This is a genomic window from Luteimonas campi, from assembly GCF_051162505.1.
In the GTDB taxonomy this organism is placed as follows: Bacteria; Pseudomonadota; Gammaproteobacteria; order Xanthomonadales; family Xanthomonadaceae; genus Luteimonas.
The window spans coordinates 226,689-252,364 of sequence record NZ_JBNWEM010000004.1; the positions used below are offsets into that span (position 1 = coordinate 226,689).

Genomic DNA, 25,676 nt, shown 5'->3' on the forward strand with positions numbered 1-25,676 from the left:
AACCACACCAGCAAGGAAGAACGCAGGCCATGAATGACCAGAACCCTTACGGAAGCCCGGAAGCCGTGGTCGCCGACCTCGGCGACACCCATCTCGCAGGACGCGGCGAGCGCCTCGGGGCGGCGATCATCGACACCATCCTGATGCTGGTGATCCTCGTCCCGCTGATGGTGGTGGGCGGCTACTGGCAGACGGCGATGGCGGCGGGCGGCCAGGTGCCGCTGGCGACCACCCTGCTGTGGGCGGTCATCGGGTTTGTGGTGTTCGTGGTGGCGCAGTGGTATCCGCTCGAAGCCAATGGGCAGACCTGGGGCAAGCGCCTGCTCGGCATCCGTATCGTCGACATGGACGGCGCCAAGCCGCCGATCGGACGGCTGATCGGGCTGCGTTACCTGCCGATCCAGGCGGTGGGCAATGTCCCCGTTGTCGGTATGGTGCTGGCGCTGGTCGACGTGTTGCTGATCTTCCGCGGCGACCGCCGCTGCGGACACGACCTGATCGCCGGCACCCAGGTGGTCAAGGGCAGTTGACGCGGGCCAGGCCCACCGGCGCCCTGCGCTGCCGCCCCTGAACTCCCGCGAGCGACGACAGCAGGCAGGGGCAGACGGGCGTCGGCCATCGGTCGATCCGCATCAGGCGCGCAGCGCCGCCTCCAGCAGGCGGATCCGTTGGACCAGCGCCTCGGGCGAGTAGGGGCGGGCCGCGACGCGGCCCCAGACCGGCGCCGGCCAGGCCGGGTCGTCCTCGAAGCGCGCGATCACGTGCACGTGCAGCTGCGGCACCAGGTTGCCCAACGCGGCGACGTTGAGCTTGAACGGCTGGAACACCGTGCGCAGCGCGCGCGAGGCGAGGTCGATCTCGTCGGTGAGCCGGTGGCGCTGCCACGCGTCGAGGTCGATCAGTTCGCGCGCGCCGGCGATGCGCGGTACCAGCACCAGCCAGGGGTAGTTGGCGTCGTCCAGCAGGCGCAGTTCGCACAGCTCCAGCGTGGACAGCGGATGGGTGTCGGCCGCCAGCTGTGGATGCAGTTCGTAGTGCCCGCGACCGGGGTGCCTGGTCATGCGGATTCCTTCAGCCCAGTGCCTTTTCGAGGAAGGCGAGCGTGCGACGGCGCGCGAGCACGGCGCTTTCGGGATGGAAGTGACGGGGATCGATGTCGCGGTTGAATGCGTGGCCGGCGCCCGGATAGACGTGGACCTCGGCCTCCGCCCAGGCATCGCGATGCGCCTGGACGTAGTCCGGTGGGGTGCTGTCGTCCTCCGCGCCGAAATGGAACAGCATCGGCGCGCGCAGCGCCTCGCCGAGGAAGGGCCGCGAGCGCGCGCCGTAGTACGACACTGCAGGCAGGCCCAGCCGGGTATTGGCGAGCAGGGCGACGCTGCCGCCCCAGCAGTAGCCGACCGCCCCGACCTTCAGGCCTTCGCCGCGCAGGACTTCACCGGCGGCCCGGACCGCGTCCAACGCCCGGTCGATCCCCAGCTCCGCCACCAGTTCGCGCCCGCGCGCGAACCCGGATTCGTCGTAGCCCAGTTCCACCTCGCGCGCCACCGGATCGAACAGGGCGGGGGCCAGCGCCACGTAACCGGATGCCGCATAGCTCTCGACCACGCTGCGGATGTGCTCGTTCACACCGAAGATCTCCTGCAGCACCACGATCGCCCCGCGCGCGGCGGCGCGGTCGGGCGGGTCGGCGCGCCAGGCGCAGACGGAGCCGTTCACGGTCTGGATGGCGATGTCGCGGCCCATGGCGGCCTCCGTGCGGCAGTCGGGGCGATTCTAGCCGACGCTATAATCCGCGGCCCGTGACGCGGCCGCGTCGCCTCCGCTCCCATATCCCATGTCCGCAGCCAACCCCAAGGTCGGTTTCGTCAGTCTCGGCTGCCCCAAGGCCCTGGTCGATTCCGAACGCATCCTCACCCAGCTTCGCGTCGAGGGCTACGACCTGGTGCCGAGCTACGACGATGCCGATGTGGTGGTGGTCAACACCTGCGGCTTCATCGACTCGGCGGTGGCCGAATCGCTCGACGCGATCGGCGAGGCCATGGCCGAGAACGGCAAGGTCATCGTCACCGGCTGCCTCGGCAAGCGCTCGGAGATGATCCGCGAGCAGTTTCCGGATGTGCTGTCGATCAGCGGCCCGCAGGACTACGGCAGCGTGATGTCGGCGGTGCACGCGGCCGTGCCGCCGAGGCACGATCCATTCGTCGACCTGCTGCCGCGCCGCGCCTCGGAGGAAGACGTCGGGATCAAGCTCACTCCGAAGCACTACGCGTACCTGAAGATTTCCGAGGGCTGCAACCACCGCTGCAGCTTCTGCGTCATTCCGTCCATGCGCGGCGACCTGGTCTCGCGCCCGGTCGACGAGGTGCTGCGCGAGGCCGAACGCCTGGTCGTGCGCGGCGGCGTCAAGGAGCTGCTGGTGATCTCGCAGGACACCTCGGCCTATGGCGTGGATATGCGCTACGCCGAGCGCGAATGGCGCGGCAAGGCCTACCAGACGCGGATGAAGGCGCTGTGCGAGGGCCTGTCGGAACTGGGCGTGTGGACGCGCCTGCACTACGTGTATCCGTACCCGCACGTCGACGACACCATCCCGCTGATGGCGGAAGGGCGGTTGCTGCCCTACCTCGACATCCCGTTCCAGCACGCCAGCCCGCGCATCCTGCGCCTGATGAAGCGTCCGGGCGCGGTGGACAAGGTGCGCGAACGCATCGCCCGCTGGCGCGACATGTGCCCGGAGCTGACCATCCGCAGCACCTTCATCGTCGGTTTTCCCGGCGAGACCGAGGCCGAGTTCGAGGAACTGCTGGATTTCATGCGCGAGGTGCGGCTCGACCGCGTGGGCGCATTCGCCTACTCGCCGGTGGACGGCGCCAGCGCCAACGCGCTGCCGGACCCGGTGCCGGAGGCGGTCAAGCAGGAGCGCCTGGCGCGCTTCATGGACGTGCAGGCGGAGATCTCCGCGCAGAAGCTCGAGGCCAAGGTCGGCAGCGTGCAGCGCTGCCTGGTGGACCTGGTCGATGGCGACCTTGCGATCGCGCGTTCGCGCGCAGACGCGCCCGAGATCGACGGCGTGGTGCAGATCCAGAACGGCCTGGACGCGGGGCTGCAACCGGGCGACTTCGTCGACGTCGAGATCCTCGGCAGCGACGAGCACGATCTGTACGGCGAGGCCTTGCCGGAGCGTCCCGGGCTGCACGTCCTGGGCTGACGCCGCGAAAGCGGAGCGCCGACGCGGTGCGCGCGGGCCGCGCGTGTACGCAAACGCTAGCCGCCGTACCGCACGTCGACGATGACGAACCGCGCCGGTCCAGCGGGCAGCTGCGCCTCGAACTCGTCATCGACGCGCTTTTTCAGCATCGCGCGGGCGAGCGGCGAGTCGATGCTGATCCAGCCCTGTTTCGCGTCGGTCTCGTCGGGTCCGACAATGCGGTAGCGCGCGGTGTCGCCGCTGTCGACGTTCTCCACCTCGACATGCGCGCCGAAGAACACCGCCTGCGGGTCGGAGGGTGCGGCGTCGACCACCCGCAGCACCTCCAGCCGCTTGCTGAGGTAGCGCACGCGCCGGTCGATCTCACCGAGCTGCTTCTTGCGATAGGTGTATTCGGCGTTTTCCGACCGGTCTCCCTCGGCGGCCGCGGCCGCCAGGGCCTTGACCACCTCGGGCCGCCGGACGCGCCACAGCTCGTCCAGCTCGGCCTTGAGCCGGGCATGGCCCTCGGCGGTGACCAGTGCGGTGCCCGGCTCGACGGGCGGACGCCAGCGACCCACGGCCGGTCAGATGCGGCGCAGGCTGGTGTTGGCACCCGCGGCCGCGTCGCCGGACGTGTCGACAGCGCGGATCTCGTCGCGCGACACCAGCTCGAAGCGGCGGTCGGCGGCCTCCTTGCTGTCCGGGTCGAGCAGCAGGCCGGCGCCATCGTCCTGCACCGTCCAGGTGCCAGTGCTGCGCACCGCTTCGCCGCCGTCCCGGGTTTCGGACAGCGTATACGTGCCGTCGGCTTGGATTTCCAGCGAGGTCTCGATGCCGGGGCAGCCGGCGCAGGGCAGGATGCCGGCGAACCGGCCGGCGAAGGCCTTGCGGTCGAAGCCTTCGGGATCGGCGGCTTCGTGACGGACCACGGCGCTGGCGTCGGTGCCGGCCAGCAGCGGGTCGGCAGGCAGCGCCTCCGCCGTCTGCGCGGCCTTGTCCGCGTCCTCTGCGGCCGGCGGCGCCGGCGCGGGTTCCGGCGTGCAGGCGGCAAGCGCCAGGACCAGCAGGATGGGCGGCAGGCGGTGGAAAGATCGCATGGCGGACTCCTCGCGTTTGGGGCGGTGCAAGGATAGGGCAGGGCGATGAACCGGGTGTGCGACGCCGGTCAGTGCTCGGCACCGGCGGGAATGGCGATGTCCCGCGCATGCGCAAGCGCGGTCTCCAGCGCGATTCGGATGCCCTCGACCATCGTCGCCAACGGCAGGCCGGGCTGGCCGGGGCGCTCGGCGGCCTGTTCGTCCGACCAGGGCACATGGATGAAGCCGCCGCGCACGTCCCGCCGACGCCGCAGCGCGTGCATCAGGCCGTAAAACACGTGGTTGCAGACGAAGGTGCCGGCGGTCTGCGACACGGCCGCGGGGATGCCCGCCTCGGCCAGCGCCAGCGACATCGCCTTGATCGGCAGGGTGGAGAAGTACGCCGCCGGCCCATGGGCGACCACGGGCGCGTCCACCGGCTGCGCGCCGGCATTGTCGGGGATGCGCGCGTCGTCGACGTTGATGGCGATGCGCTCGAGCGAGATCGAGTCGCGTCCGCCGGCCTGCCCCAGGCACACCACCAGCGTGGGCCGCGTGCGGCGCAACGCCCGGCGCAGCACGCGCAGCGACTCGCCGAATTCCACCGGCAGTTCGCATCCGACGATGCGGTGTCCGGCCAGGGTCTGGCCGTCCAGCGCACGCAACACCGCCTGGCTGGGATTGCGGTCGTCGCCGCCGAACGGCTCGAACCCGGTCAGCAACACGGCGGGCGGGGCGGACACGGCCATCAGCGGAACACCACCAAGTACATGAGCACGATATTGCAGGCCAGCAGCGGCAGCGCGGTGGCGACCTGCTGGCGGATCACCGCGTTGGGATCGCGCAGTTCCAGCAGCGCTGCGGGGACGAGGTTGAAGTTGGCGGCCATCGGCGTGAGCAGGGTGCCGCAGTAGCCCGACAGCATGCCGATCGCCGCCAGCGAGGCGGCATCCGCCCCGTGCATCTGCACCAGCAGCGGCAGGCCGATGCCGGCGGTCATCACCGGGAAGGCGGCGAAGGCGTTGCCCATCACCATGGTGAAGGCCGCCATGCCCAGCGCATAGGCCACCACCACCACGAAGCGGTTCTCCACCGGGATCAGCATGCGGATCAGTCCTGCAACCGCCTCGCCCACGCCGGTGGCGGCGAATACGCTGCCGAGCGTGGCCAGCAGCAGCGGCAGCAGCGCCGCCCAGCCGATCGCGTCGAGCAGGCGCCGCGACTGCTCGATCGCCGCGACCGGTGCGCTGCGGGTCATTGCCAGCGCCGCCACCACGGCCACCACGCAGGCGACGCCCAGGCCGACCAGGGTGGTGAGCTGCGCGCCGAACAGGCGCGCGCCTGCGATTTCCAGGTCCGCGAACGGCACGGCCACGGCCACCGCCACCAGCGGGATCAGCAGCGCCGGGATGAACAGGCGGTTGCCCAGGCGCCGCGCCGACGCTTCGCGCTCGGCCGGCGTGCCGTCGTCGGATCGACCGCGGCCCAGCCCGCCGAACCCGGCCAGGCAGGCCAGTGCGACCACGATGCCGCCAACCAGTGCCGGCGGCATGCGCTCGGCGGCCAGCATCGCCAGCGCCAGCAGACCCCAGAACAGGCCGTTGGCCAGCCGCCGGGGATTGCTGCGGTCGCGCACGGCATTGAATGCGCTCCACGCCAGGTAGGCGCCCACCAGCCAGTAGATCCACTGCAGGTCGATCATGCGCCGCGCTCCGTGTGCGGCCGGTCGCGCTGCGAACGGGCGGCGATCGCTGCGGCCTCGCGCTGCAGCCGGCGGTCCAGCCGCGCCAACCGCCAGCCGTGGATCACGAAGGCGCAGACCGCCGTGGGGATGCCCCACAGCGCGATGTGCAGCGGCTCGAGTTCGATCCCGTGTTCGGCGTAGAAGCCCTGCATCAGCAGCACGGCACCGAAGGCGATGAAGATGTCCTCGCCGAAGAACAGGCCGACATTGTCGGTGGCCGCGGACAGCGCCTTCAGCCGCTCGCGCGACTCCTCCGGGAGCGGGCCGTGGCGCGCCTCGGCGGCGGCCTCCGCCATCGGCGCCAGCAGCGGGCGCACAGTCTGCGGGTGGCCACCGAGGCTGGTCAGGCCGAGCGCGGACGCGACCTGGCGCGCGCCCAGGTAGGCGATCAGCAGCCGGCCGGCGGTAGCCCCGCGCAGGCGCCGGATCCAGGCCTGCGCATGCTCCTTCAGGCCGTGACGCTCGAGCAGGCCGATGACCGGCAGGGTCAGCAGGAAGACGGTGAGGTAGCGCTGCTTGGTGAAGGCCTCGCCCAGCAGTTCGAGCACCTGCAGCGGCGTGCGGCCGGCGACCAGCCCCGTGACCAGTCCGGCGGCGACCACGATCAGCGCTGGATTGAGCCGCAGCGCGAAGCCGGCCACGACCAGGACGATGCCGAGCAATGGCCAGTAGCTCATCGTGAGTACTCCGCGCTGCCGGGAGAGAGGATGGCGATCCCTTCCGCGTGCAGCGCATCGCGCAGCGCCGCGGCGAAGGCCGCGGCATCGGGGCGGTCGCCGTGCAGGCACAGGGTGTCGGCGCGGATCGGCACCCGGCTGCCGTCGATCGCGCGCACCTGGCCATCGCGCAGCATGCCGCGCACCTGGGCCAGCGCGTCCTCGAGGCGGTCGAACACCGCACCCGGCTGCCCGCGCGGCACCAGGCTGCCGTCTGGCGCGTAGCCGCGCTCGGCGAAGACTTCCTCGGCGACCGCGAGGCCGAGCCGGCGGCCGGCCGCGACCAGGCGCGAGCCGGCCAGCGCGTACAGGCGCAATCGTGCATCGCAGTCGCGCACCGCGCCTGCCACGGCGTCGGCGACCTGCGCATCGCGCGCGGCCAGGTTGTACAGCGCACCGTGCGGCTTGACGTGTGCCAGGCGCGTGCCGGCCTGCACGCACAGCGTCGCGAGCGCCTCGACCTGTGCGCGGACCAGCGCGTGGAGCTCCGCAGGCGGCACCGCCAGCTCGCGCCGGCCGAAGTGCACGCGATCGACGAAGGAAGGATGCGCGCCGATCGCCACGCCGTGGCGCAGGCACAGTGCAATAGCCTCGCGCATGCTGGCCTCGTCGCCGGCATGGCCACCGCAGGCGATGCTGGCCGAGCTGATGCAGGGCACGATCGCGGCATCGTCGCCGCAGCCTTCGCCGAGGTCGCAGTTGAAGTCGATGCGGGTGGTCATGCGCGTGGGCTCCTCGCGGCGATGGCCAGCGCGATGCGGTGCATCCGCTGCCGTTGTTCGGCATTCGCCCGGCAGGCTTCCGCCGGCGTGCAGGGCAGGAACCGCAGCCGCGCACCCGGCCGCAGCTGCGCCAGCAGCGGCAGGTCGGCGCGCGGCACGTGCCCGATGCGCGGATAGCCGCCGTGGGTCTGGGCATCGGCCAGCAGCACGATGGGCTGACCGTCCGGAGGCAGTTGCACCGTTCCCGGCGCGACCGGTTCGGACACCCGCTCGCGCGCATCGGCCACCTGCAGTGCCGGGCCCTGCAGGCGCAGTCCCTGGCGGTTGCTGCGCGCGTCCACCCGCCAGGTCGCGGCGGAGGGCAGCGGCGCGGCGTCCGCGCCCGGCAGCAGGCGGATCGTGCGGGGCTCGCCTGGTGGGGGGGTGTGGGGCAGGGGACTGGCGTCGATCCACCAGGCCGCCGCCTGCACGTGCGATGTCTGGAGGTCGGCATGCCCACCCACCGGCAGACTGTCGCCGGCGCGCAGGACTCGCCCGTCGAACCCGCCGAAGCCGCCGCGCAGGTCCGTGGCGACGCTGCCGAGCACCTCGGGCAGGTCCAGCCCGCCGGCCACCGCCAGGTAGCTGCGCGCGCCGTCGCGGCACCCGCCGAGCCGCACGCGGCTGCCAGCGGGCAGATCCACAGGGCGGTTGCCGGGAATCGCGACGCCGTCGATCTGGGCCTCGATCGCTGCGCCGCACAGCGCGATCCGCGCCGCGCCGTGGAACCGCAGGGTGGGACCGGCCAGGGTGATCTCCAGCGCGGCGCTGCCGGCGGGGTTGCCGACCAGCAGATTGGCCAGCGCGTGCGCCCAGGGATCGGCCGCTCCGCCGCTGGCGACACCGAGGTGGCGCAGCCCGGTGCGCGCCGCGCCCTGCACGGTGGTCAGCAACCCTGCGGCCTCGACCTCGAGGAAGGCGCGGCTAGCCAAGCGCGGTGCCTCCATCGGGGTCGCCAGCGGCGAACGCCTCCAGCCCCACCGCGACGAAGCGCACGCGCTGGCCGGGCTGCAGCAGGCTGGGCGGATCGCGGCGCGGGTCGAACAGCGCCAGCGGCGTGCGCCCGATCAGCTGCCAGCCGCCGGGACTGCCGACGGGATAGATGCCGGTCTGCTCGCCGGCGATGCCGACGCTGCCGGCGGGAACGCGAACCCGCGGCGTGGCATGGCGCGGCGCGGCCAGGGCCGGGTCCAGGCCGAGCAGGTAGGGAAAGCCCGGCGCGAACCCGATCATGGCCACGCGGTAGTCGCCTGCGGCGTGGCGCGCGGCGAGTTCCGCCGCCGGCATGCCGGCCCGGCGCGCCACCGCCTCCAGGTCCGGGGCGCAGGAGGGGTGGTAGCAGACGGGAATCTCCAGCGCAGGCGCCTCTTGCGGCCCGGCGACCCTCCCGCCGTCCGGCAGCGCCGCCAGCCAGTCGCCGACCAGGTCCTGCGCGTAGCGGTCGCCCGTCTGCGCCGGATCGACGAACAGCGCCAGCGAGGCATAGGCCGGCACGATGTCGCACAGCCACGGGGGCCTTGCCGCGGCGATCCGGGCCGCGAGCGCATGCACCCGGCGATTGAGCGCGGCATCGGCGCGCCCGCCCAGTCGCAGCAGGACGGCGTCCTCGCCCAGGGACTCCAGGCGCCAGCCGTCCACGCTCAGCTGCACGGATGAGGCAGGCAAGGCAGCGCCGGCGATGCGCCGCGCGCCGCGCGTGCGGGCCAAGGAACGCAGCCGCCGGTCGCTTCGCCGGGCATGGCCGGGCTCAGCGCTTCCTGCCGCCGAACACGCTGCCGAGGATGCCGCGCACGATCTGGTTGGTGATGGTGCGCGCGGCCTGCTTGCCCGAGGCTTCGAGCACGCCCTGGCGCCGGCCGGTGCCGAACAGCACGTCGCGCACCGCCTTGCCGAAGCCGCCCTCCGCTTCGGCCTCGTCGCGTCCGCGCGCGGGCGGGGCCGCCGCCGCGTCCGAGGCCGACTGCGCGCGCGCGGCCAGAATCTCGGCCGCCGATTCGCGGTCCACGGCGCGGTCGTACTTGCCGCCCACCGGGCTGCCCGCGCGCACCTGCGCACGCTCGGCCTCGGTGATGGCGCCCATGCGGCAGCGCGGCGGCGCCACCAGGGTGTGCTCGACCGCCATCGGGATGCCCTTCTCCTGCAGGGTGGAGACCAGGGCCTCGCCGGTCCCCAGCTTCGACAGCGTCTGCACCACGTCCATCGCGGGATTGGCGACGAAGGTCTCGGCCGCGGTGCGCACCGCCTTCTGGTCGCGCGGGGTGAAGGCGCGCAGCGCGTGCTGCACGCGGTTGCCGAGCTGGCCGAGGATCTCGTCGGGGACGTCATCGGGGAACTGCGAGCAGAAGTACACGCCCACGCCCTTGGAGCGGATGATCCGCACCACCTGTTCGATGCGCTGGCGCAGCGCGGCGGGCGCATCGTCGAACAGCAGGTGCGCCTCGTCGAAGATGAAGACCAGTTTCGGCCTGTCGAGGTCGCCGACCTCGGGCAGGTGTTCGAACAACTCCGACAGCAGCCACAGCAGGAAGCTCGAATACAGCCGCGGCCTGAGCACCAGCTGGTCGGCGGCGAGGATGCCGATCACGCCGCGGCCATCGTGGGTGGTCCGCATGAGGTCGGACAGCTCCAGCGCCGGCTCGCCGAAGACCTGGTCGCCGCCGTCCTGCTCCAGGCGCAGCAGGGCGCGCTGGATGGCGCCGATCGACTGCGGGCTGACCAGGCCGTATTCGGTGGAGATCGCCTTGCGCTCCTCCGCCACCAGGCCGAGCAGGGCGCGCAGGTCGGCCAGGTCGAGCAGGAGCAGGCCGCGGTCGTCGGCGAGCTTGAACACGATGTCGAGCACGCCCGACTGGGTGTCGTTGAGCTCGAGGATGCGCGAGAGCAGGGTGGGGCCCATTTCGCTCACGGTGGTGCGCACCGGGTGCCCGAGCCGGCCGTAAAGGTCCCAGAACACCACCGGATTGCCTTCGGCCGCGTAACCCTCCACGCCGATCTGCGCGGCGCGCGCCTGCAGCTTCTCGTTCATGGCGCCGGGCACGGCCAGCCCGGCCACGTCGCCCTTCACGTCGGCCATGAACACCGGCACGCCGATCCGCGAGAAGCCTTCGGCCAGGGTCATCAGGGTGACGGTCTTGCCGGTGCCGGTGGCGCCGGCCACCAGGCCGTGGCGGTTGCCGTAGCGCGGCAGCAGGTGCACCTGGGCGCCGCCGTCGCCGCTGGTGATGGCCTTGCCGACAAGGATGGGCTGCATGCGTCGTGGTCCCCGGATGGAATGGGGCGATTCTAGGCCGTGGCGGCGTGCGCCCGCAGCGCTGCCCGCATTCCGCCAGGCCGGGCACGCACAACGTGCCGGGTTTCCTTGTGGCCCCCCGGCCCAGCGGCTACCCTGCGCGGCCCTTCGAATCGCTCCGGTGGTCGATGCCGCTCACCTCTCCCTCCGTGCGCCGCCTGCTGCTTGCCGTCGCGCTCGCGCTGGTCGTCGTTCCCTCCCTGGCCCAGGCCCAGTCCAGGCGTGCCCAGGCCGCGATCGAGGCGCTCAACCAGCGCATGGTCGCCGCGGAAACGCGCTGGCGCGAGGCGCTGGTGAAGATCGGCAACAGCGATCCGGCCGGCCTCGAGGAGAGCAACGCCGCGCTGGAGGACATGGAGGACGTGATCGTCGAGTGCGGCAAGCTCAAGGGCTGCGGCTCGGGCAACCTGCTGGCCAGCTACAAGCGCCTGCTCAAGGCCCAGGCCGACGCCGCCGCCGGCGTGGTGGACGAGGCGGACGACACCCTTGCCGAGGAGGGCGAGCTGCCGACCGGCGGTGTCCCCGACAGCGCCTCCGCCGCCTCGCTGCTGGCGGCCGAGGACCGTCGCTTCCTCGAACTGGTGAAGATGAACCCGGCGGTGCAGGCCGGCATCCGACGCTGGCTGACCGACATGCGCGTGGCCCTGATTACCAGCCACGAGAACTTCCAGTACATGCAGCACCTGATGTCGCCGGCGTTCAAGCGCCGCGGCCTGCCCGAGGCGCTGCTGTTCGGCATCCTGGCCAAGGAATCCAACGGCCGCGTGCACTCGCGCTCGCGCGCCGGCGCGGCCGGGCCGCTGCAGTTCATGCCGGCCACCGGCAGCCGCCTGGGCCTGGGCCCGGACGGGCGCGGCTTCGACACCCGCTACGATCCGCGCGCTTCGGCCGACGCGGCTGCGGTCTACCTCGGCGAGCGCTATGCCGAGCTCGGTGGCGACAACATCGAGCTGTGGCTGGCCGCCTACAACGGCGGCGAGGGCCGCGCGCGGCGCGTGCACCGCGAGTTCGGCGGGCGCAGTTTCTGGGAGCCGGAGGTCTACAACCAGTTCCCGCCCGAGACCCGCGACTACGTGCCGATGGTGATCGCGGCGGCGTGGCTGTACCTGCACCCGCGCGAGTACGGCCTGAGCTTCCCGCGCGTGGATGCGCGCCCGGCCACCATCCAGCTCAAGCGTCCGGCCTCGATCTACGAGCTGACCATCTGCCTGGGCAACGGCAATACCCGCGACGGCTACATGCGCGTGCTGCGCAACCTCAATCCGCAGTATGAGGCCGAGGCCTGGATCCCGCAGGGCACGCGCCTGAACGGCACGGTGCGGATGGCCGGCCTGTACGAGCGCTGGTGCACGAAGGGCGCGCGCGCCGACCTGGCGCGGCAACTGGTGAACAGCGATCCGTCCACCGCGATCGTGCGCGTGGGCGACGTCGAGACGGTGACCTTGCCGGACGGCACGGTGCTGCAGCAGCGGGCCACGGCGGCCGCGCCCGCCGACCCGGTGGCGCCGCCGCCGGCGCCGCGCACCCATCGCGTCGCCCCTGGCGAAACCCTGGTCGCCATCGCGCAGCGCTACAGCTGCGATACCAAGTCGCTGGCCGCGGCCAACGACATCAGGCCGCCGCGCTACCTGCTCCGGCAAGGCCAGCAACTGAAACTCGAAGGCTGCCGCTGACGCCGGCGCGCCCGGACTTCGCGCCGGCGATTCCGGGCCGGCGCCGAGGCCGCGTTCGCGGCCTCAGGGGCCGGTGCCCGCCAGGTGCCCGTGCGCGTGGTCGCCGTGCAGGGCGAGCGCGCGATAGGCGACCCGCTCGGAGGCGCTGAAGTCCGCCGCCGCGCCGCGTCGCCGCCCCTGCGCGGTGGCGTCGTCGCCCAGCACCAGTCGCGCGCCGAGCCCTGCGAACAGGTAGCGATCGCCATAGGCCTGCTGCAGGGCCGCGAACGTGGCCTCGCCGGTGCAATGGCCTGGCGCGATGAAGTCGATGTCGTAGGGCGCCAGCGCCTCGATCACGCCCGCGATGGCCGCATCGTCGGCGTTGACGTAGTGGAATCCGCCCAGCACCAGGTGGAGGTCCGGATCGAGCTTTGCCGCCTCGGCCACGATCACCGGCAGGCCGGGGTGCGAGCAGCCCACCACCAGCAGCAGGCCGTCGTCGGTCCGCACCGCCAGCGACAGCTCGCGCAGTTCGCGCGTGCCGGGGACGTCGGAGACGGTCAGGATCGCCCACACCCCGGGCGCGATTTCCGTGGTCGCGGCATGCGGGCGCAGCTTCGCGCCCGGCCAGGCGCTGCCGAACTGCAGCGTCTCGGGTGGCCGGCCGTCGAAGTAGCGTTGCCGCGCGGGCAGGTCCGGGTCCTTGCGGTAGAAGCTCGAGGGCAGCGAGGAGCCGTAGATGCCGAAGCCTTCCTGCGGTGCGTGCACCACCACGTCCGGATTGGCGTCCAGTACCACCGCCAAGCCCGCCATGTGGTCGGCATGGCGATGCGAGAGCACGACCATGTCGATCGTGGACAGGTCGAGGCCTGCCGAGCGGATGTTGTGCGCGAACACCTCGGCATCGTTGCCGGTGTCGAACAGGATGCGCTTGCCGCCGGCTTCGACCAGCGCGGCGAAGCCCCAGTCCTTGCGCAGCGGCCCGGGATCGCCGAAGGCGTCGTAGAGCACGGTCACGGTGGGGTTGGCCCCCGCGGCGACCGCCGGCAGGCTGGCACAGGCGAAGAGCAGGGCGACGAGGGCAGGGACGAGCGGGCGCATGGCTGGGGCCTCACCGGAGGGACCCATCAGCCTAGTCCCGCCGGAGCTTCGCCGCGCGTCCGGCCTCATCACCGGATCGCATGAGCTTATGCGGGCGTGCGCCTCGCCAGCGCCTGGCCCAGGCGCACCGGCGTCTCGGCCTGCAGCGCGGGCTCGAGTTCGGCCACGCCGTCGGGCAGCAGCACGATGACGGTCGAGCCGTAGTTGAAGCGCGCCATCTCCTCGAAACGTTCCAGCACGATGCCCTCGCTGGTCCAGTTCTTCGCGGTGATGCGGTCGCCGTAGGCGGGGATTTCCTCGCCGCTCCAGACCGTCTCCACACCCGATACCAGCAACGCGCCCACCATCACCACGGCCATCGGGCCGAAGTCGGTGTCGAAGTGGCAGACCAGGCGCTCGTTGCGCGCGAACAGCCCCGGCACCGAGGCCACCGCGTCGGGCCCCACCGAAAACAGCCGCCCGGGCACGTGCACGGTTTCGCGCAGGCGTCCGGTCCAGGGCATATGCACCCGGTGGTAGTCCTTCGGCGACAGATAGACGGTGGCGAAGCGGCCATTGGCGTAGGGGCGCGCGGCCTCCTCGCTGCCCAGCAGTTCGGCGGCGGTGAAGCCGCGACCCTTGGCCTGGAAGATGCGGCCCTGCTCGATGCGCCCGCACTGGCTCACCCGCCCGTCCGCCGGCATCAGCAGCGCCTGCGGATCCGGGTCGGGCACGCGCGCGCCCGGCTTGAGCGCGCGGGTGAAGAAGGCGTTGAAGGTGGGGTAGGCCGCCGGATCGGATTCCTGCGCCTCGGACAGATCCACGCCGAACTTCCGGGTCACCGTGTCGATCAGCCAGGCGCGGGTGCGCGGGTTGTCCGAATAGGCGAGCGAGCGCGCCAGCGACGACAGCAGCCGGTGCGGCAGTACCCAGGTGAGGGCCGTGACGAGGTTCATCGGACGTCCCGGGCGCTGAGTTCGAGGAAGTCGGCCGCGATCGCGGCGGGGTTGTCCACCGCGCTGCCGGTGACCACGCCGGCCATGCGCCCACGCGGATCGAGCACGGCCATCGAGGCGCTGTGGTCGACCGAATACTGGTCGGCCGGCGCGCCGTCGGGCGGCGGCACCTTGGCGAACACCAGCGACAGCGAGCGCGTGAACGCCTCCAGCGAGGGGATGTCGGCGGTCGCGGCCAGGGTGTCGCGGTGGAAGGCGTGGGCGTACTCGCCGATGCGGTCGGGGGTGTCGCGCTCCGGGTCGACCGAGACGAACAGCACCCGCGGCCGCGTCGATTCGGGCAGCGCTTCCCACTGCCGCTGCGCCTGCGCCAGCTGCGCCAGGGTCATCGGGCACACGTCCGGGCAATAGGTGAAGCCGATGAACACCAGGGTCCAGTGGCCGTGCAGCTCGCCCGGCATCAGCTGGGTGCCGTCGGACTGCTGCAGCGCGAAGTCCGGCAGTTCGCGCGGCTGCGGATACAGCTTCACCGCCTGCAGCTGCGGCTGCTGCGCCTCCGGGCCGGCGAAGAACTTGCGCGAGGCCAGCAGGCCCAGGCCGGCGAACAGCGCGACCAGCAGCACGACGATGACGGTGCGGTTGAACATCGGAAAATCCAGTCGGTCAGCGGGGCATGATACCCCGGCCACCGCTATACTCGCCGACCGGCGTCGTGCCGGCACGGGCCCCCGCCATGACCGACGAACTGCAGACGATCATCGACCTGATCCGCTACGGCGCCAGCCGCTTCAGCGCGGCCGGGCTGACCTTCGGGCACAGCTACGACAACGCCATCGACGAGGCGACCCAGCTCACCCTGCACGCCCTGCACCTGCCGCACGACCTCGGCCCGGCCTATGGCCAGGCTCGGGTGACGCTGGCGGAGAAGGAAGACGTGCTGGCGCTGTTCCTGCGCCGCATCGAGGAGCGCGTGCCGGCGGCCTACCTGACCGGCGAAGCCTGGTTCGCCGGCCTGAGCTTCAAGAGCGACGGTCGCGCGCTGGTGCCGCGCTCGCCGATCGCCGAGCTGATCCTGGCGGGCTTCGAGCCCTGGCTGGGCGGCCGCGAGGTGCGCCGCGCGCTGGACCTGTGCACCGGTTCGGGCTGCATCGCCATCGCCATGGCGCATTACAACCCCGACTGGCACGTGGACGGCGCCGACATCAGCGACGAAGCGCTGGCGCTGGCGCGCGAGAACGAGTCGCGGTTGCTGGTCGAGAACACCCGCTTCGTGAAGTCCGACCTGTTCAGCAACCTGCAGGGCGAGCACTACGACCTGATCGTGACCAATCCGCCCTACGTCACCAACGACGAGACCGACGCGCTTCCGGAGGAATATTCCCACGAGCCCGAGCTGGGCCTGCGCGCCGGCGACGACGGCCTGGACCTGGTGCTGCGGATCCTGCGCGACGCGCCGCTGCACCTGACCGAGGACGGCCTGCTGGTGTGCGAGGTGGGCGAGTCCGAGCGCCATCTGGTGACATTGCTGTCGGAGCTGCCGCTGGTATGGGTGGAGTTCAAGGTGGGGCAGATGGGAGTGTTCGTGGTCGAGCGCCACGACCTGGTCACGCACCATGCGAGGATCCGCGCGCTCGCGGATGCGCGCGAAGCGGCCGCTGCAGCGTCGCCGGCGCTGTTTTGAGGTTCATCGTCCCGCGTTGACCCGGTCTGGGCGGCTCTTCGGTCGGGCGGCGTCCAGCGCCGAGGATTGTTCCCTGCTCGGTCGGTCCGTTTCGCGGCCCCGCCCCGCGCAGTGCGCCCGGCGCGCGCGCGGCATGCCGCGCAAGTTCAAGTACGCTCACCCTGGGCGGACTCGCCGCCGCAGCGCATCCATGCGCTGCTTTCCGCAATGCCCGGCCCGGGACGATCGTCGTGAGGCGCTGTTCCGCGACGAACGGCAGGCGATCGGGACATCAGCCCACTGCTGTGGCCAGAAGATCAGCGTCGGAATGGCCTGCCTGCTGCGAGCCAGTTGCCCCGGTGCATGCGACGCGCGCGGGCCGGCGTTGCACCACCGCGGTTGCGCCTGAAACCGCATCGCAACGTGGCCGGCCGGGTTTGAAGGCGGCACCGAGGGTGCGACACTGACGTTGCGCCAAGATACGGCGCGCGGGCCGCGATGCAGCCGCCCGTCCGTCTACCGAGGCAAGCGAGGCTCCGCACCCTTGAATACGTTCGGCCATCTTTTCCGCGTCACCACCTTCGGCGAATCGCACGGGCCGGCGATCGGCTGCGTGATCGACGGCTGCCCGCCCGGCATCGCGATCGCGGCGGACGAGTTCGCGCACGACCTGTCGCGCCGCGCCACCGGCAAGACCCGCCACACCTCGGCGCGGCGCGAGGCCGACGAGGTCGAGATCCTCAGTGGCGTCTACGAGGGCGTCACCACCGGCACCCCGATCGCGCTGCTGGTCCGCAACACCGACCAGCGCAGCAAGGACTACAACGCCATCGCGCGACAGTTCCGCCCGGGTCATGCCGACTACGCCTACTGGCAGAAGTACGGCATCCGCGACCCCCGCGGCGGCGGGCGGTCCTCGGCGCGCGAGACCACGATGCGCGTGGCCGCGGCGGTGATCGCCAAGAAGTGGCTGGCGCAGCGTGGCGTCAGCGTGCGCGGCTGCATGAGCCAGATCGGCGAGGTGCTGCCGCGCGCGCACGACTGGGCCGTGGTCGAGGACAACCCCTTCTTCTGGCCCGATGCGTCCCAGGTGGCGGAGCTGGAGGCGTACATGGATGCGCTGCGCAAGTCCGGGGATTCGGTCGGCGCGCGCGTGACCGTGGTGGCCGACGGCGTGCCGCCAGGCTGGGGCGAGCCCATCTACGGCAAGCTCGATGGCGAGATCGCCGCGGCGATGATGTCGATCAACGCGGTCAAGGGCGTGGAGATCGGCGACGGCTTCGCGGCGGTCGCGCAGAAGGGCACCGGGCACCGCGACGTGATGACGCCGGCAGGCTTCGTCTCCAACCACGCCGGCGGCGTGCTCGGCGGCATCAGCACCGGCCAGCAGGTGGTGGCCTCCGTGGCGTTCAAGCCCACCTCCAGCCTGCGCCTGCCGGTGGAAGGCGTGGACGTGGACGGCCACGTGGTCGACATCATCACCACCGGTCGCCACGACCCCTGCGTCGGCATCCGCGCCACGCCCATCTGCGAGGCGATGCTGGCCCTGGTGCTGATGGACCAGGCGCTGCGCCACCGCGCCCAGTGCGGCGACGTGGGCGAGGTGCCGCACCGCATCCCCGGCAGCGCCGGTGGCTGAAGCCCGGCCCCGGGTCTGGGTGTCGCAGCCGCTGTTCGACGACATCGTCGGACGGCTGGAGGAATTTTTCGACGTCGAGGCCGCGCGCGAGGTGCGGGCCTGGACGCAGGACGACATCGCCGCGCGCCTGTCGCGCGTGGAAGGCGCGCTGGTGACGCTCAACGAGCGCATCGGCGCCGGCGAGATCGCCGGCGCGCCCGCGCTGCGCGCCGTCGCCAACGTCGGCGTGGGCTACAACAACCTCGACGTCGCGGCGCTGGAGGCGCGCGGCATCGTCGCCACCAACACGCCCGACGTGCTGACCGAGACGACCGCCGACATGGCGTTCGCCCTGCTGCTGGCGGCGGCGCGGCGGATCACCGAGGGCGAGCGCTGGCTGCGCGAAGGCCGCTGGACGCAATGGTCCTTCGACACGCTGCTGGGGCAGGACGTGCACGGCAGCACCCTGGGCATCCTCGGCATGGGGCGGATCGGGCAGGGCATCGCCCGGCGCGGTGCGCACGGCTTCGGCATGCGCGTGCTCTACCACAACCGCAGCCGCCTGCCTGTCGGTGTCGAAAGCAACTGTCGTGCGAGCTATGTCGACTTGGATACACTGCTGCGCGAATCGGACCACCTGGTGCTGGTCCTGCCGTACAGCCCGCAGACCCGCCACGTGATCGACATTCCCGCCCTCGCGAAGATGAAGCCGACCGCGACGTTGACCAACATCGCGCGCGGCGGGCTGGTCGACGAAGGCGCGCTGGTCGATGCGCTGGCCGCGGGCCGCCTGGCCTCGGCGGGGCTGGACGTGTTCGAGGGCGAGCCGGCGATCGATCCGCGGCTGCTGGCCCTGCGCAACGTGGTGCTGACCCCGCACGTGGGCAGCGCCAGCCGCGCGACCCGCCGCGCCATGGCGACCCTGGCGGTCGACAACCTCATCGCCGCCCTCGGCCATGGCCCGCAGGCGGGCAATCCGCCGACGCCGATTACCGGAAAAGCCGCGGCGAAACGATAGGGGAGCCATCGCCGGTCGTCCCTGCGCGGGTTCCCCCGAATACAGCGAGCGCGCGTTGCCGCGCGGCCCACCTTCCTACACGCCCATTCCCGGATCGCCCCCATGAACACCCCGCAGAACCGTCGTTTCAACGTAGCCGTCGTCGGCGCCACCGGCGCGGTCGGCGAAGTGATGCTGTCCATCCTGGCCGAGCGCGGCTTCCCCGTCGGCAAGCTGGTCCCGCTGGCGTCCGAACGCTCGGCAGGCAGCACGATCGAGTTCAACGGCGAGGACCACGTGGTCCAGGATCTCGCCAGCTTCGACCCCGCCGGCATCGACATCGCCCTGTTCTCCGCCGGTGGCGACACCTCGAAGGAATACGCGCCGAAGTTCGCCGCCGCCGGCGCGGTGGTGATCGACAACTCCTCGGCCTTCCGCTACGACGACGACGTGCCGCTGGTGGTCAGCGAGGTCAACCCGGACGCGGCCAAGCATCGCCCGCGCGGCATCATCGCCAACCCCAACTGCTCGACCATGCAGATGCTGGTGGCGCTGGCGCCGCTACACCGCAAGTACGGCATCGAGCGCATCAACGTGGCCACCTACCAGTCCGTGTCCGGCGCCGGTCGCAGCGCGATGGAGGAGCTGGGCAGGCAGACCGCGCAGCTGCTGGGCTTCCAGGACATCGATCCGCAGAAGTTCCCGGTGCAGATCGCCTTCAACCTGATCCCGCACATCGACAGCTTCCTGGACAACGGCTTCACCAAGGAAGAAATGAAGCTGGTCTGGGAGACGCGCAAGATCCTCGGCGACGACAGCATCCAGGTGAACCCCACCGCGGTGCGCGTGCCGGTGTTCTACGGCCACTCCGAAGCGGTGGCGATCGAGACCCGCGAGAAGGTCACGCCCGAGGCCGCGCGCGAACTGCTGGCCGCCTCGCCGGGCGTGGAGGTGGTCGACGACCGCAAGCCCGGGGGCTATCCCACCCCGGTGACCCACGCCTCGGGCAACGACGCGGTGTACGTGGGCCGCATCCGCGAGGACATCTCGCATCCGCGCGGGCTGAACCTGTGGATCGTCTCGGACAACATCCGCAAGGGCGCCGCGCTCAACGCCGTGCAGCTGGCCGAACTGGTGGCTGCGGGGGGCTGAAGCACGCGTTGACCGGGGCGCCTCGTCGCGGGAGACTGCCCCGGTCGTCGCCAGGGAGTGGCATATGCACGCAGGGATGCTGCGCGCAGCGGTCGCAGTCGCGACCTGCGCGCTGTGGATGGTGGTCACCCTCGCCGGTCCGGGCGCCGGGGCGCAGGACGTGCGATCGGACGGGTCGCGGCCCGCGCTCGCCGCCCACTACGACCAGGCCGAGCTCGAGCGCGCCAGCGCGCTCGGCAGCGGGGCACTGCGCGGGGTCATGGGCGTCAGCAACCGCGAAGGCATCGGCGGCCTGCTCAGCCGCGTGATCCGGGGCCGGGAGATCGCGCTGGCCGAGGAACAGTGGGTGTTCCTGCTGCCGATGACCGCGCATGTGCAGGACTGGTACGCGCGCAACAACGCGGGCGGCGATGCCGGGCCGCTCGGAAACGAGGTACGCCTGCACCGCGACGCCTGGAAATACGCCGGCCGCAGCCGCACCGACGCCGACGGCAATTTCGCCTTCGACGGGCTCAGGCCGGGGCGCTACGTGCTGCTGGCGAGCTTCAGCGTGCCGTTCAAGGGCCACCGGGCATATCACACCGGCGAATACTCGATGGAGTACGTGTACACGGGGCTGGGCACGGGCCACTACACCGCCAGGCCGGTGACCCGGGTGGATCGGTACGACACCGCCATGGGCGTGTCCATCGGCGAGCTGGTCGAGATCCGCGAGGGCGAGGTCACCGTGTTCTCGCCGCCGTCCAAGGCGTTGTACTGAGGGGTGGGACCCACGCAGAAGGAGAGGCGGACATGCGGCAGGGAAGTGGATGGAGACCGGGGCTGGCGATATTGGCGGCCGGGCTGCTGGCGACGGCCGGCCTGCCCGCGCAGGAACCGCAATGCCGCAGCCAGGATGTCAGCTGCTGGTATCTGGTCGGCGGCGATGGCGACCCGCCGGAACGCACCGTCTGGCTGGCTCGTCGGCACGGTCCGGCGACCGGCGAGCCCCTGGGCACGGTCGACCTGGTGCAGGTGCTGGAGTCTGCCGGCGCCCCGCATCCCTACATCATCCGGCGCTTGCAGGTGGACTGCGCCGCCGGGGCCTTGCGGACACAGGAAGCCTGGCTGGCGGCCCGCAATGGCGTGCTCCAGCGGCAGTCGCCCCATGGCGACTGGACCCCGGCCGGCGAAACCCCAGATGGCGAGGCGGTCGCCTTGCCGTTCGCCTGCGACCCGGAGGTCGCCCTCGGCCGCAGCAGCGAGCATCCGGCCCTGTTCGTCGGCAATGCCTGGCGTGCGCCCGACGCGGTGAACTGGTTCCGCCAGGCGTTCTGGACGCAGGACACGGCCGCGCCCTAGCCCGGGCATCCGCCGCCGGATCGGCCGTGGCGCTTGACGCTGGCTACGGCAATCAATAAGTTGCGTCCGTCATTTCGACTGATCCTGATCCGGACATAGGGGCTTCCTCTTGAAGACGCTGGCGTGCCGCCTCGCACTGCTGCTGGCGCTGCTGCTGCAGGTGCCGGTCGCACTGGCGCTGGGCCTGGGCCAGATCGAGGTGAAGTCGCGCGCTGGCGAGCCGCTGCTGGCCGAGATCCCGATCATCTCCACCGATCCGTCGGAGCTGGAGAACCTGCAGGCACGCCTGGCCTCGCCGGAAACCTTCCGCCGCATCGGACTGGAGCCGCCGGCCGGGCTGGTGTCGGAACTGCGCTTCGCCATCGCGCTCGACCCGCGCGGTCGCCCGGTGGTCCGCATCACCAGCGATACCCCGGTGCAGCAGCCGTTGCTGACCTTCCTGGTCGAGGTCGACTGGGGGCAGGGGCGGCTGGTGCGCGAGTATTCGGCCCTGGTCGACACGCCGCAGACGGTGGCCGCGCCGGCGCAGCCGCCGATCCAGGCGCCCGAGGCCGCACCGTCGAACGTCATCGTGCGCACGCCGCCATCCCCGCCGCAGCCCGCGCAGGACGCGGCACAGGACACGGCACCGGCCGCAGAGGCCGAGTCCGCCGCGCCGGTCGCCGAGACGCCGCCCCCCGCGCCAGCGGTCGCGCCAGCCCCGGCCGCGACGGCGCCGGGCGCCACGCCGGGCGAGTACGGACCGGTGCAGCCCGGCCAGACTCTTGGCCGCATCGCCGCCGAACTCTCTGCCGGCAGCGGCCAGAGCCTCAACCAGGTGATGCTGGCCCTGCTGCGTGCCAATCCCGAGGCCTTTATCGGCGGCAACCTCAACCTGGTCCGCCAGGGCGCGGTCCTGCGCGTGCCGCCGCAGGAGCAGTGGTCGCAGGCGAGCATGGCCGAGGCCAACGCCCTGGTCCGCGAACATGTGGCGCGCTGGCGCGAGATGCGGCGGCCGGTGCCGCAGCCCGCCGCCGTCGCGGCGGACGCGGACGCCGCGGCCACGGCGGCGACGCCCGCCGATCCCGGGACGCAGGCGGGCGCGCGCAGCGCGGATGCGCGGCTGGAAATCGTGCCGGCGGGCGCTGGCGTCGCCGAACAGGCAGGAACACGGACCGGCGCCGCCGCCGGAGGCGAGGGCGACATGCTGCAGCAACAGGAACTGGTCCAGACGCGCGAAGCCCTGGCCGCACGCGAGGCCGAGATCCAGGATCTGCAGGGGCGCCTGGCGGAGCTGGAACAGCTGCAGCAGCAGCAACAGCAGCTGATCCAGATGAAGGACAGTGAGCTCGCCGCCGCCCAGCAGCGCCTGGCGCAAAGCAACGTGCAGCCGGCCGCGGCCACGGAGGCCGGACAGGCCGCCGGCGGATTGCCGTGGCTGTGGATCGGCCTGGGGTTGCTGCTGGCTGCGCTGCTGGCGTGGTGGCTGTCGTCCCGCCGCAAGGCGGCTGCACCGGCCCGGCAGGGCTATGGATTCGCCTCGGCGCCGACCCCGACCCCGCCCGCGCCCGCGCGGGCGGAACAGGCACGTGGATCGCAGGCCCAGGCGCAGGCCGTTGCGCCGGCCGTGCCGGCGGCCGCGGACCTGACCCCGGCAGCGGAACCTGCGCCTGCGCCGGCGCAGGCCCACGCCGCGGCGACCCCGATGGACGCGGCCGTGTCCTGGCGCAGCGCATCTGCGGCGGCCACCGGCGCATCGCCCACCTGGCACGCGGCCAGCGACGCGGCGACCGTGGCCTCCCTCAACCCGGCACCCGCCGGGCAGGAGCGGGTCGAGCTGGCCCGCGCCTACATCGAGCTGGGCGACGTGGAGACCGCGCGCAGCCTGCTGCAGGAGGTCGCCGTCACCGGCGATGCCGATGCCCGCGGCGAAGCCGAACGACTGCTGCGCGACCTGGCCTGAGTGCGTTACGCGATCGGCGTCGAATACGACGGCAGCGCATTCCGTGGCTGGCAGCGCCTGACCCAGCCGGGCATGCGCGACGAGGCCACCGTCCAGGGCGTGCTGGAAACGGCGTTGTCGTCTGTGGCTGATGCCCGGATCGAAACGGTGTGCGCCGGGCGTACCGATGCCGGCGTGCACGCGCAGTGCCAGGTCGCGCATTTCGACAGCGATGCCGGACGCGACCTGCGCGCCTGGACCCTGGGCGCGACGACGCGCCTGCCGCCGTCGGTCAGCGTCACCTGGTGCCGGCCGGTGGCCGAGGACTTCAACGCACGCTTCTCGGCCGTGGCCAGGCGCTACCGGTATCGCATCCTCAACCGCCAGGTGCGGCCTGCGCTGGGGCGGCAATGGCTGTCGTGGCACTGGCGGCCGCTGCAGGACCAGGCCATGCACCGCGCCGCACAGGCGCTGCTGGGCGAACACGATTTCGGCGCGTTCCGCTCTAGCGAGTGCGAGGCCAGGCACGGCCGGCGCGAACTGCAGCGGATATCGGTCGGGCGCGAAGGCGACCTGGTCACCATCGAGGTGCAGGCCAACGCGTTCCTGCACCACATGGTGCGCAACATCGTCGGTTCGCTGCTCGAAGTGGGGGCTGGTACGCGCGGCGAAGACTGGATCGGCGAGCTGCTGGCCAGTCGCGACCGGCGCCTCGCGGGACCGACCGCACCGGCTGCGGGTCTGGTGTTCGTCGGCCCGCTGTATCCGGTTGCGCACGGCCTCCCGGACGAGGTCTGCCTCGGTTGAAGGCGGACGAGCGCCGCAGCGCTGTCCGCCGCGGCCGTTACCGCGCACAATGCGCCACCGCCAGAGGGAATAGCCGTTCGTGTCGATGCCTCCATTCCGCACCAGGATCAAGTTCTGCGGCATGACCCGACCCGGCGACGTGCGCCTGGCCGGCGAACTGGGGGTGGATGCGGTCGGTTTCGTGTTCGCCGCGCGCAGTCGCCGCCGCGTCGATGCCGCACAGGCCGTGGCCCTGCGCGAGGCGCTGGCACCGATGGTGGACGCAGTGGCGCTGTTCATGGACAACCCGGCCGAGGAAGTGCGCGAGGTGATCGCGCGCGTGCGGCCTTCGTTGCTGCAGTTCCACGGCGACGAGGACGAGGCGTTCTGCCGCAGCTTCGGCCTGCGCTACCTCAAGGCCGTGCCGATGGGCGGCGATGTCGCCCTGGATGCGCTGCAGCTGCACGCGCGCTGGCCCAGCGCCGCCGGCTTCCTGCTCGATGGTCATGCACCCGGGCAGGGTGGCGGCAATGGCCAGGCCTTCGACTGGTCGCGCGTGCCCAGGGGCATCACCAAGCCGTACTTCGTCGCGGGCGGCCTCACCCCGGACAACGTGCACGAGGCGGTCGTGTCCACCCGGCCCTGGGGCGTGGACGTCGCCAGCGGCGTGGAGGCGGACGACGGCACGCCCGGCGCCAAGGACGGGGCGCGCATGCGGCGTTTCGTCGAGGAAGTGCGGCGCGCCGACTGCGGCTGAATGCGCGTTCCGGTGCGCCTGCGCGGCAGCTGAAGCTCAGTCCGCTGCGGCCAGCTCCGTGCGCAGCCAGTCCGCCAGGCGGTCCAGACGCGGATCGGCATCCAGGCGCGTGCACAGGCACCAGTGGGCGCCGGTATCGATGAAACCCCAGGGCGCGAGCAGGCGCCCGCTGGCCAGGTCGGCGGCGACCAGGGGCTGCGGCGCGATCGCCACGCCCAGGGCGGAGACCGCGGCTTCCAGCAGGTAGTACAGGTGGTCGAAGCCGGTTTCCAGCCGCAGGGCGGCCGGGTCCAGCCCCTGGGCGCGCGCCCATTGCGGCCAGGCCTGCGGGCGCGAGGCGGTGTGCAGCAGGGCTTCCTGCAGCAGCGCGCCGGGCGCCTGCCCGACCAGCCGCGCCGCCGCCGGATGGCGCGGGTCCACCACCGGCCCGATGCGCTCGGGTGCGAGCCGCTGCACGCGCCATTGCGCCGGCCACGGCGCGTCCCCGGCCAGCAATGCGGCATCCAGCCCGGGCAGGGCGGGCGCGAAGTCGCCCTCGTGCGGGGACAGGTGCAACTGCAGGTCGGGCAGGTCCCGCCGCAGCCGCTCCAGGCGCGGGATCACCCAGCGCGCCAGCAGGCTGCCGGGGCAGCCGATGACCCGGGTGCCGGGTTCGGCGCCGCGGCGCAGGCCGCGCACGGTGTCCTGGATCTGCGAGAACGCGCTTCCGGCCGACTCGCCCAGTCGCAGCCCCGCCTCGGTCAGGCGCAGGCCGCGTCCTTCGCGACGGAACAGCGCCAGGCCCAGTTCCTCCTCGAGCAGCCGCACTTGCCGGCTCACGGCACCGTGGGTGACATGCAGTTCGGCAGCGGCCCGCCCCAGGCTGCCGAGGCGGGCGGCCGCCTCGAAGGCGCGCAGTGCGTTGAGGGCCGGGAGATCGCGGGCCGACATGTGAGATTTCCTCAATGATTGCCCAGATTTTATCGGTTTCTCCGCGA

General features: G+C 72.0%; 27 protein-coding genes. 12 read left to right on the plus strand and 15 right to left on the minus strand.

Annotation, left to right across the window (positions count from 1 at the left end):
* The first annotated feature begins 29 nt into the window (after window positions 1-29).
* Window positions 30-530 carry an RDD family protein gene (locus ACQYVW_RS13635; protein ID WP_434947367.1) on the plus strand — a complete coding sequence of 167 codons (501 nt, stop codon included), beginning with the start codon at window positions 30-32 and terminating at the stop codon, window positions 528-530.
* A gap of 102 nt (window positions 531-632) precedes the next feature.
* On the opposite strand, the gene ACQYVW_RS13640 is transcribed toward ACQYVW_RS13635, so the two are convergent.
* Both ACQYVW_RS13640 and ACQYVW_RS13645 read right to left on the minus strand, forming a co-directional pair.
* Window positions 633-1,061: an HIT domain-containing protein gene (locus ACQYVW_RS13640; RefSeq protein ID WP_434947368.1), complete on the minus strand. Its 429-nt coding sequence runs from the start codon at window positions 1,059-1,061 to the stop codon at window positions 633-635.
* Window positions 1,062-1,071: 10 nt separating this feature from the next.
* Entirely contained in the window at window positions 1,072-1,746 is a 675-nt protein-coding gene (locus tag ACQYVW_RS13645) for a dienelactone hydrolase family protein (RefSeq protein WP_434947369.1), read from the minus strand.
* A 91-nt stretch (window positions 1,747-1,837) separates the two neighbouring features.
* Here ACQYVW_RS13645 and rimO point away from each other — a divergent pair, with 91 nt between their 5' ends.
* Window positions 1,838-3,211, plus strand: a complete 1,374-nt coding sequence (rimO, locus tag ACQYVW_RS13650; RefSeq protein WP_434947370.1) for a 30S ribosomal protein S12 methylthiotransferase RimO — start codon at window positions 1,838-1,840, stop codon at window positions 3,209-3,211.
* Between the two features lie 56 nt (window positions 3,212-3,267).
* Here the strand turns inward: rimO and greB are convergent, their stop codons facing one another.
* The 9 genes from greB to ACQYVW_RS13695 all read right to left on the minus strand — a co-directional run bounded on the left by greB (window position 3,268) and on the right by ACQYVW_RS13695 (window position 10,740).
* Window positions 3,268-3,771 (minus strand): transcription elongation factor GreB, encoded by a 504-nt coding sequence (greB, locus tag ACQYVW_RS13655; RefSeq protein ID WP_434947371.1) that lies wholly within the window; start codon window positions 3,769-3,771, stop codon window positions 3,268-3,270.
* 6 nt (window positions 3,772-3,777) lie between these two features.
* Window positions 3,778-4,290: a copper resistance protein NlpE N-terminal domain-containing protein gene (locus ACQYVW_RS13660; RefSeq protein ID WP_434947372.1), complete on the minus strand. Its 513-nt coding sequence runs from the start codon at window positions 4,288-4,290 to the stop codon at window positions 3,778-3,780.
* Window positions 4,291-4,358: 68 nt separating this feature from the next.
* Window positions 4,359-5,018, minus strand: a complete 660-nt coding sequence (pcp, locus tag ACQYVW_RS13665; protein WP_434947373.1) for a pyroglutamyl-peptidase I — start codon at window positions 5,016-5,018, stop codon at window positions 4,359-4,361.
* On the minus strand, window positions 5,018-5,971 hold the full coding sequence (locus ACQYVW_RS13670) for a DUF979 domain-containing protein (protein ID WP_434947374.1): 954 nt from the start codon (window positions 5,969-5,971) through the stop codon (window positions 5,018-5,020). Before ACQYVW_RS13670 ends, pcp begins: the two co-directional genes overlap by 1 nt.
* Complete coding sequence (locus ACQYVW_RS13675; RefSeq protein ID WP_434933924.1) at window positions 5,968-6,690, minus strand: DUF969 domain-containing protein; 723 nt, start codon at window positions 6,688-6,690, stop codon at window positions 5,968-5,970. The genes ACQYVW_RS13670 and ACQYVW_RS13675 overlap by 4 nt, the downstream gene beginning before the upstream one ends.
* Entirely contained in the window at window positions 6,687-7,451 is a 765-nt protein-coding gene (locus ACQYVW_RS13680; RefSeq protein ID WP_434947375.1) for a 5-oxoprolinase subunit PxpA, read from the minus strand. The genes ACQYVW_RS13675 and ACQYVW_RS13680 overlap by 4 nt, the downstream gene beginning before the upstream one ends.
* A complete protein-coding gene (locus ACQYVW_RS13685; RefSeq protein ID WP_434947376.1) occupies window positions 7,448-8,422 on the minus strand; it encodes a 5-oxoprolinase subunit C family protein in 975 nt (324 codons plus the stop codon). Before ACQYVW_RS13685 ends, ACQYVW_RS13680 begins: the two co-directional genes overlap by 4 nt.
* Window positions 8,415-9,155: a 5-oxoprolinase subunit PxpB gene (gene pxpB, locus ACQYVW_RS13690; protein ID WP_434947377.1), complete on the minus strand. Its 741-nt coding sequence runs from the start codon at window positions 9,153-9,155 to the stop codon at window positions 8,415-8,417. The genes ACQYVW_RS13685 and pxpB overlap by 8 nt, the downstream gene beginning before the upstream one ends.
* A gap of 82 nt (window positions 9,156-9,237) precedes the next feature.
* Complete coding sequence (locus ACQYVW_RS13695) at window positions 9,238-10,740, minus strand: helicase HerA-like domain-containing protein (protein WP_434947378.1); 1,503 nt, start codon at window positions 10,738-10,740, stop codon at window positions 9,238-9,240.
* Between the two features lie 167 nt (window positions 10,741-10,907).
* Here ACQYVW_RS13695 and ACQYVW_RS13700 point away from each other — a divergent pair, with 167 nt between their 5' ends.
* Entirely contained in the window at window positions 10,908-12,452 is a 1,545-nt protein-coding gene (locus ACQYVW_RS13700; protein ID WP_434947379.1) for a transglycosylase SLT domain-containing protein, read from the plus strand.
* Between the two features lie 63 nt (window positions 12,453-12,515).
* Here the strand turns inward: ACQYVW_RS13700 and ACQYVW_RS13705 are convergent, their stop codons facing one another.
* From ACQYVW_RS13705 to ACQYVW_RS13715, 3 genes are all read right to left on the minus strand, one after another.
* Window positions 12,516-13,532 (minus strand): MBL fold metallo-hydrolase, encoded by a 1,017-nt coding sequence (locus ACQYVW_RS13705; protein ID WP_434947380.1) that lies wholly within the window; start codon window positions 13,530-13,532, stop codon window positions 12,516-12,518.
* A gap of 86 nt (window positions 13,533-13,618) precedes the next feature.
* Entirely contained in the window at window positions 13,619-14,467 is an 849-nt protein-coding gene (gene asd, locus ACQYVW_RS13710) for an archaetidylserine decarboxylase (RefSeq protein WP_434947381.1), read from the minus strand.
* Complete coding sequence (locus ACQYVW_RS13715) at window positions 14,464-15,114, minus strand: SCO family protein (protein ID WP_434935902.1); 651 nt, start codon at window positions 15,112-15,114, stop codon at window positions 14,464-14,466. The genes asd and ACQYVW_RS13715 overlap by 4 nt, the downstream gene beginning before the upstream one ends.
* A gap of 86 nt (window positions 15,115-15,200) precedes the next feature.
* Here ACQYVW_RS13715 and prmB point away from each other — a divergent pair, with 86 nt between their 5' ends.
* The 9 genes from prmB (at window position 15,201) to ACQYVW_RS13760 (ending at window position 24,699) form a co-directional block, all read left to right on the plus strand.
* Complete coding sequence (gene prmB / locus ACQYVW_RS13720; RefSeq protein ID WP_434947382.1) at window positions 15,201-16,148, plus strand: 50S ribosomal protein L3 N(5)-glutamine methyltransferase; 948 nt, start codon at window positions 15,201-15,203, stop codon at window positions 16,146-16,148.
* 523 nt (window positions 16,149-16,671) lie between these two features.
* On the plus strand, window positions 16,672-17,766 hold the full coding sequence (gene aroC, locus ACQYVW_RS13725; RefSeq protein ID WP_434947383.1) for a chorismate synthase: 1,095 nt from the start codon (window positions 16,672-16,674) through the stop codon (window positions 17,764-17,766).
* Complete coding sequence (locus ACQYVW_RS13730) at window positions 17,759-18,763, plus strand: 2-hydroxyacid dehydrogenase (protein WP_434947384.1); 1,005 nt, start codon at window positions 17,759-17,761, stop codon at window positions 18,761-18,763. The genes aroC and ACQYVW_RS13730 overlap by 8 nt, the downstream gene beginning before the upstream one ends.
* Before the next feature lie 102 nt (window positions 18,764-18,865).
* Window positions 18,866-19,894, plus strand: coding sequence for an aspartate-semialdehyde dehydrogenase (locus ACQYVW_RS13735; RefSeq protein WP_434935895.1), 1,029 nt, complete (start codon window positions 18,866-18,868; stop codon window positions 19,892-19,894).
* A 64-nt stretch (window positions 19,895-19,958) separates the two neighbouring features.
* Window positions 19,959-20,654: a carboxypeptidase-like regulatory domain-containing protein gene (locus ACQYVW_RS13740; protein WP_434935893.1), complete on the plus strand. Its 696-nt coding sequence runs from the start codon at window positions 19,959-19,961 to the stop codon at window positions 20,652-20,654.
* A gap of 32 nt (window positions 20,655-20,686) precedes the next feature.
* Complete coding sequence (locus ACQYVW_RS13745) at window positions 20,687-21,235, plus strand: hypothetical protein (protein ID WP_434935891.1); 549 nt, start codon at window positions 20,687-20,689, stop codon at window positions 21,233-21,235.
* A gap of 109 nt (window positions 21,236-21,344) precedes the next feature.
* Window positions 21,345-23,177: a motility hub landmark protein FimV gene (locus ACQYVW_RS13750; protein ID WP_434947385.1), complete on the plus strand. Its 1,833-nt coding sequence runs from the start codon at window positions 21,345-21,347 to the stop codon at window positions 23,175-23,177.
* Window positions 23,178-23,963 (plus strand): tRNA pseudouridine(38-40) synthase TruA, encoded by a 786-nt coding sequence (gene truA / locus ACQYVW_RS13755; protein ID WP_434947386.1) that lies wholly within the window; start codon window positions 23,178-23,180, stop codon window positions 23,961-23,963.
* A 79-nt stretch (window positions 23,964-24,042) separates the two neighbouring features.
* Complete coding sequence (locus tag ACQYVW_RS13760) at window positions 24,043-24,699, plus strand: phosphoribosylanthranilate isomerase (RefSeq protein WP_434947387.1); 657 nt, start codon at window positions 24,043-24,045, stop codon at window positions 24,697-24,699.
* Window positions 24,700-24,735: 36 nt separating this feature from the next.
* Here the strand turns inward: ACQYVW_RS13760 and ACQYVW_RS13765 are convergent, their stop codons facing one another.
* Complete coding sequence (locus ACQYVW_RS13765) at window positions 24,736-25,629, minus strand: LysR family transcriptional regulator (RefSeq protein WP_434947388.1); 894 nt, start codon at window positions 25,627-25,629, stop codon at window positions 24,736-24,738.
* Window positions 25,630-25,676 lie beyond the last annotated feature (47 nt).

Excerpts from the sequence above, each read along its gene's own strand:
- ACQYVW_RS13635 (WP_434947367.1), top strand. The coding sequence starts at position 30 with ATGAATGACCAGAACCCTTACGGAAGCCCGGAAGCCGTGGTCGCCGAC.
- ACQYVW_RS13640 (WP_434947368.1), bottom strand. The coding sequence starts at position 1,061 with ATGACCAGGCACCCCGGTCGCGGGCACTACGAACTGCATCCACAGCTG.
- ACQYVW_RS13645 (WP_434947369.1), bottom strand. The coding sequence starts at position 1,746 with ATGGGCCGCGACATCGCCATCCAGACCGTGAACGGCTCCGTCTGCGCC.
- rimO (WP_434947370.1), top strand. The coding sequence starts at position 1,838 with ATGTCCGCAGCCAACCCCAAGGTCGGTTTCGTCAGTCTCGGCTGCCCC.
- ACQYVW_RS13660 (WP_434947372.1), bottom strand. The coding sequence starts at position 4,290 with ATGCGATCTTTCCACCGCCTGCCGCCCATCCTGCTGGTCCTGGCGCTT.
- pcp (WP_434947373.1), bottom strand. The coding sequence starts at position 5,018 with ATGGCCGTGTCCGCCCCGCCCGCCGTGTTGCTGACCGGGTTCGAGCCG.
- ACQYVW_RS13670 (WP_434947374.1), bottom strand. The coding sequence starts at position 5,971 with ATGATCGACCTGCAGTGGATCTACTGGCTGGTGGGCGCCTACCTGGCG.
- ACQYVW_RS13675 (WP_434933924.1), bottom strand. The coding sequence starts at position 6,690 with ATGAGCTACTGGCCATTGCTCGGCATCGTCCTGGTCGTGGCCGGCTTC.
- ACQYVW_RS13680 (WP_434947375.1), bottom strand. The coding sequence starts at position 7,451 with ATGACCACCCGCATCGACTTCAACTGCGACCTCGGCGAAGGCTGCGGC.
- ACQYVW_RS13695 (WP_434947378.1), bottom strand. The coding sequence starts at position 10,740 with ATGCAGCCCATCCTTGTCGGCAAGGCCATCACCAGCGGCGACGGCGGC.
- ACQYVW_RS13700 (WP_434947379.1), top strand. The coding sequence starts at position 10,908 with ATGCCGCTCACCTCTCCCTCCGTGCGCCGCCTGCTGCTTGCCGTCGCG.
- ACQYVW_RS13705 (WP_434947380.1), bottom strand. The coding sequence starts at position 13,532 with ATGCGCCCGCTCGTCCCTGCCCTCGTCGCCCTGCTCTTCGCCTGTGCC.
- asd (WP_434947381.1), bottom strand. The coding sequence starts at position 14,467 with ATGAACCTCGTCACGGCCCTCACCTGGGTACTGCCGCACCGGCTGCTG.
- ACQYVW_RS13715 (WP_434935902.1), bottom strand. The coding sequence starts at position 15,114 with ATGTTCAACCGCACCGTCATCGTCGTGCTGCTGGTCGCGCTGTTCGCC.
- prmB (WP_434947382.1), top strand. The coding sequence starts at position 15,201 with ATGACCGACGAACTGCAGACGATCATCGACCTGATCCGCTACGGCGCC.
- ACQYVW_RS13735 (WP_434935895.1), top strand. The coding sequence starts at position 18,866 with ATGAACACCCCGCAGAACCGTCGTTTCAACGTAGCCGTCGTCGGCGCC.
- ACQYVW_RS13740 (WP_434935893.1), top strand. The coding sequence starts at position 19,959 with ATGCACGCAGGGATGCTGCGCGCAGCGGTCGCAGTCGCGACCTGCGCG.
- ACQYVW_RS13745 (WP_434935891.1), top strand. The coding sequence starts at position 20,687 with ATGCGGCAGGGAAGTGGATGGAGACCGGGGCTGGCGATATTGGCGGCC.
- ACQYVW_RS13765 (WP_434947388.1), bottom strand. The coding sequence starts at position 25,629 with ATGTCGGCCCGCGATCTCCCGGCCCTCAACGCACTGCGCGCCTTCGAG.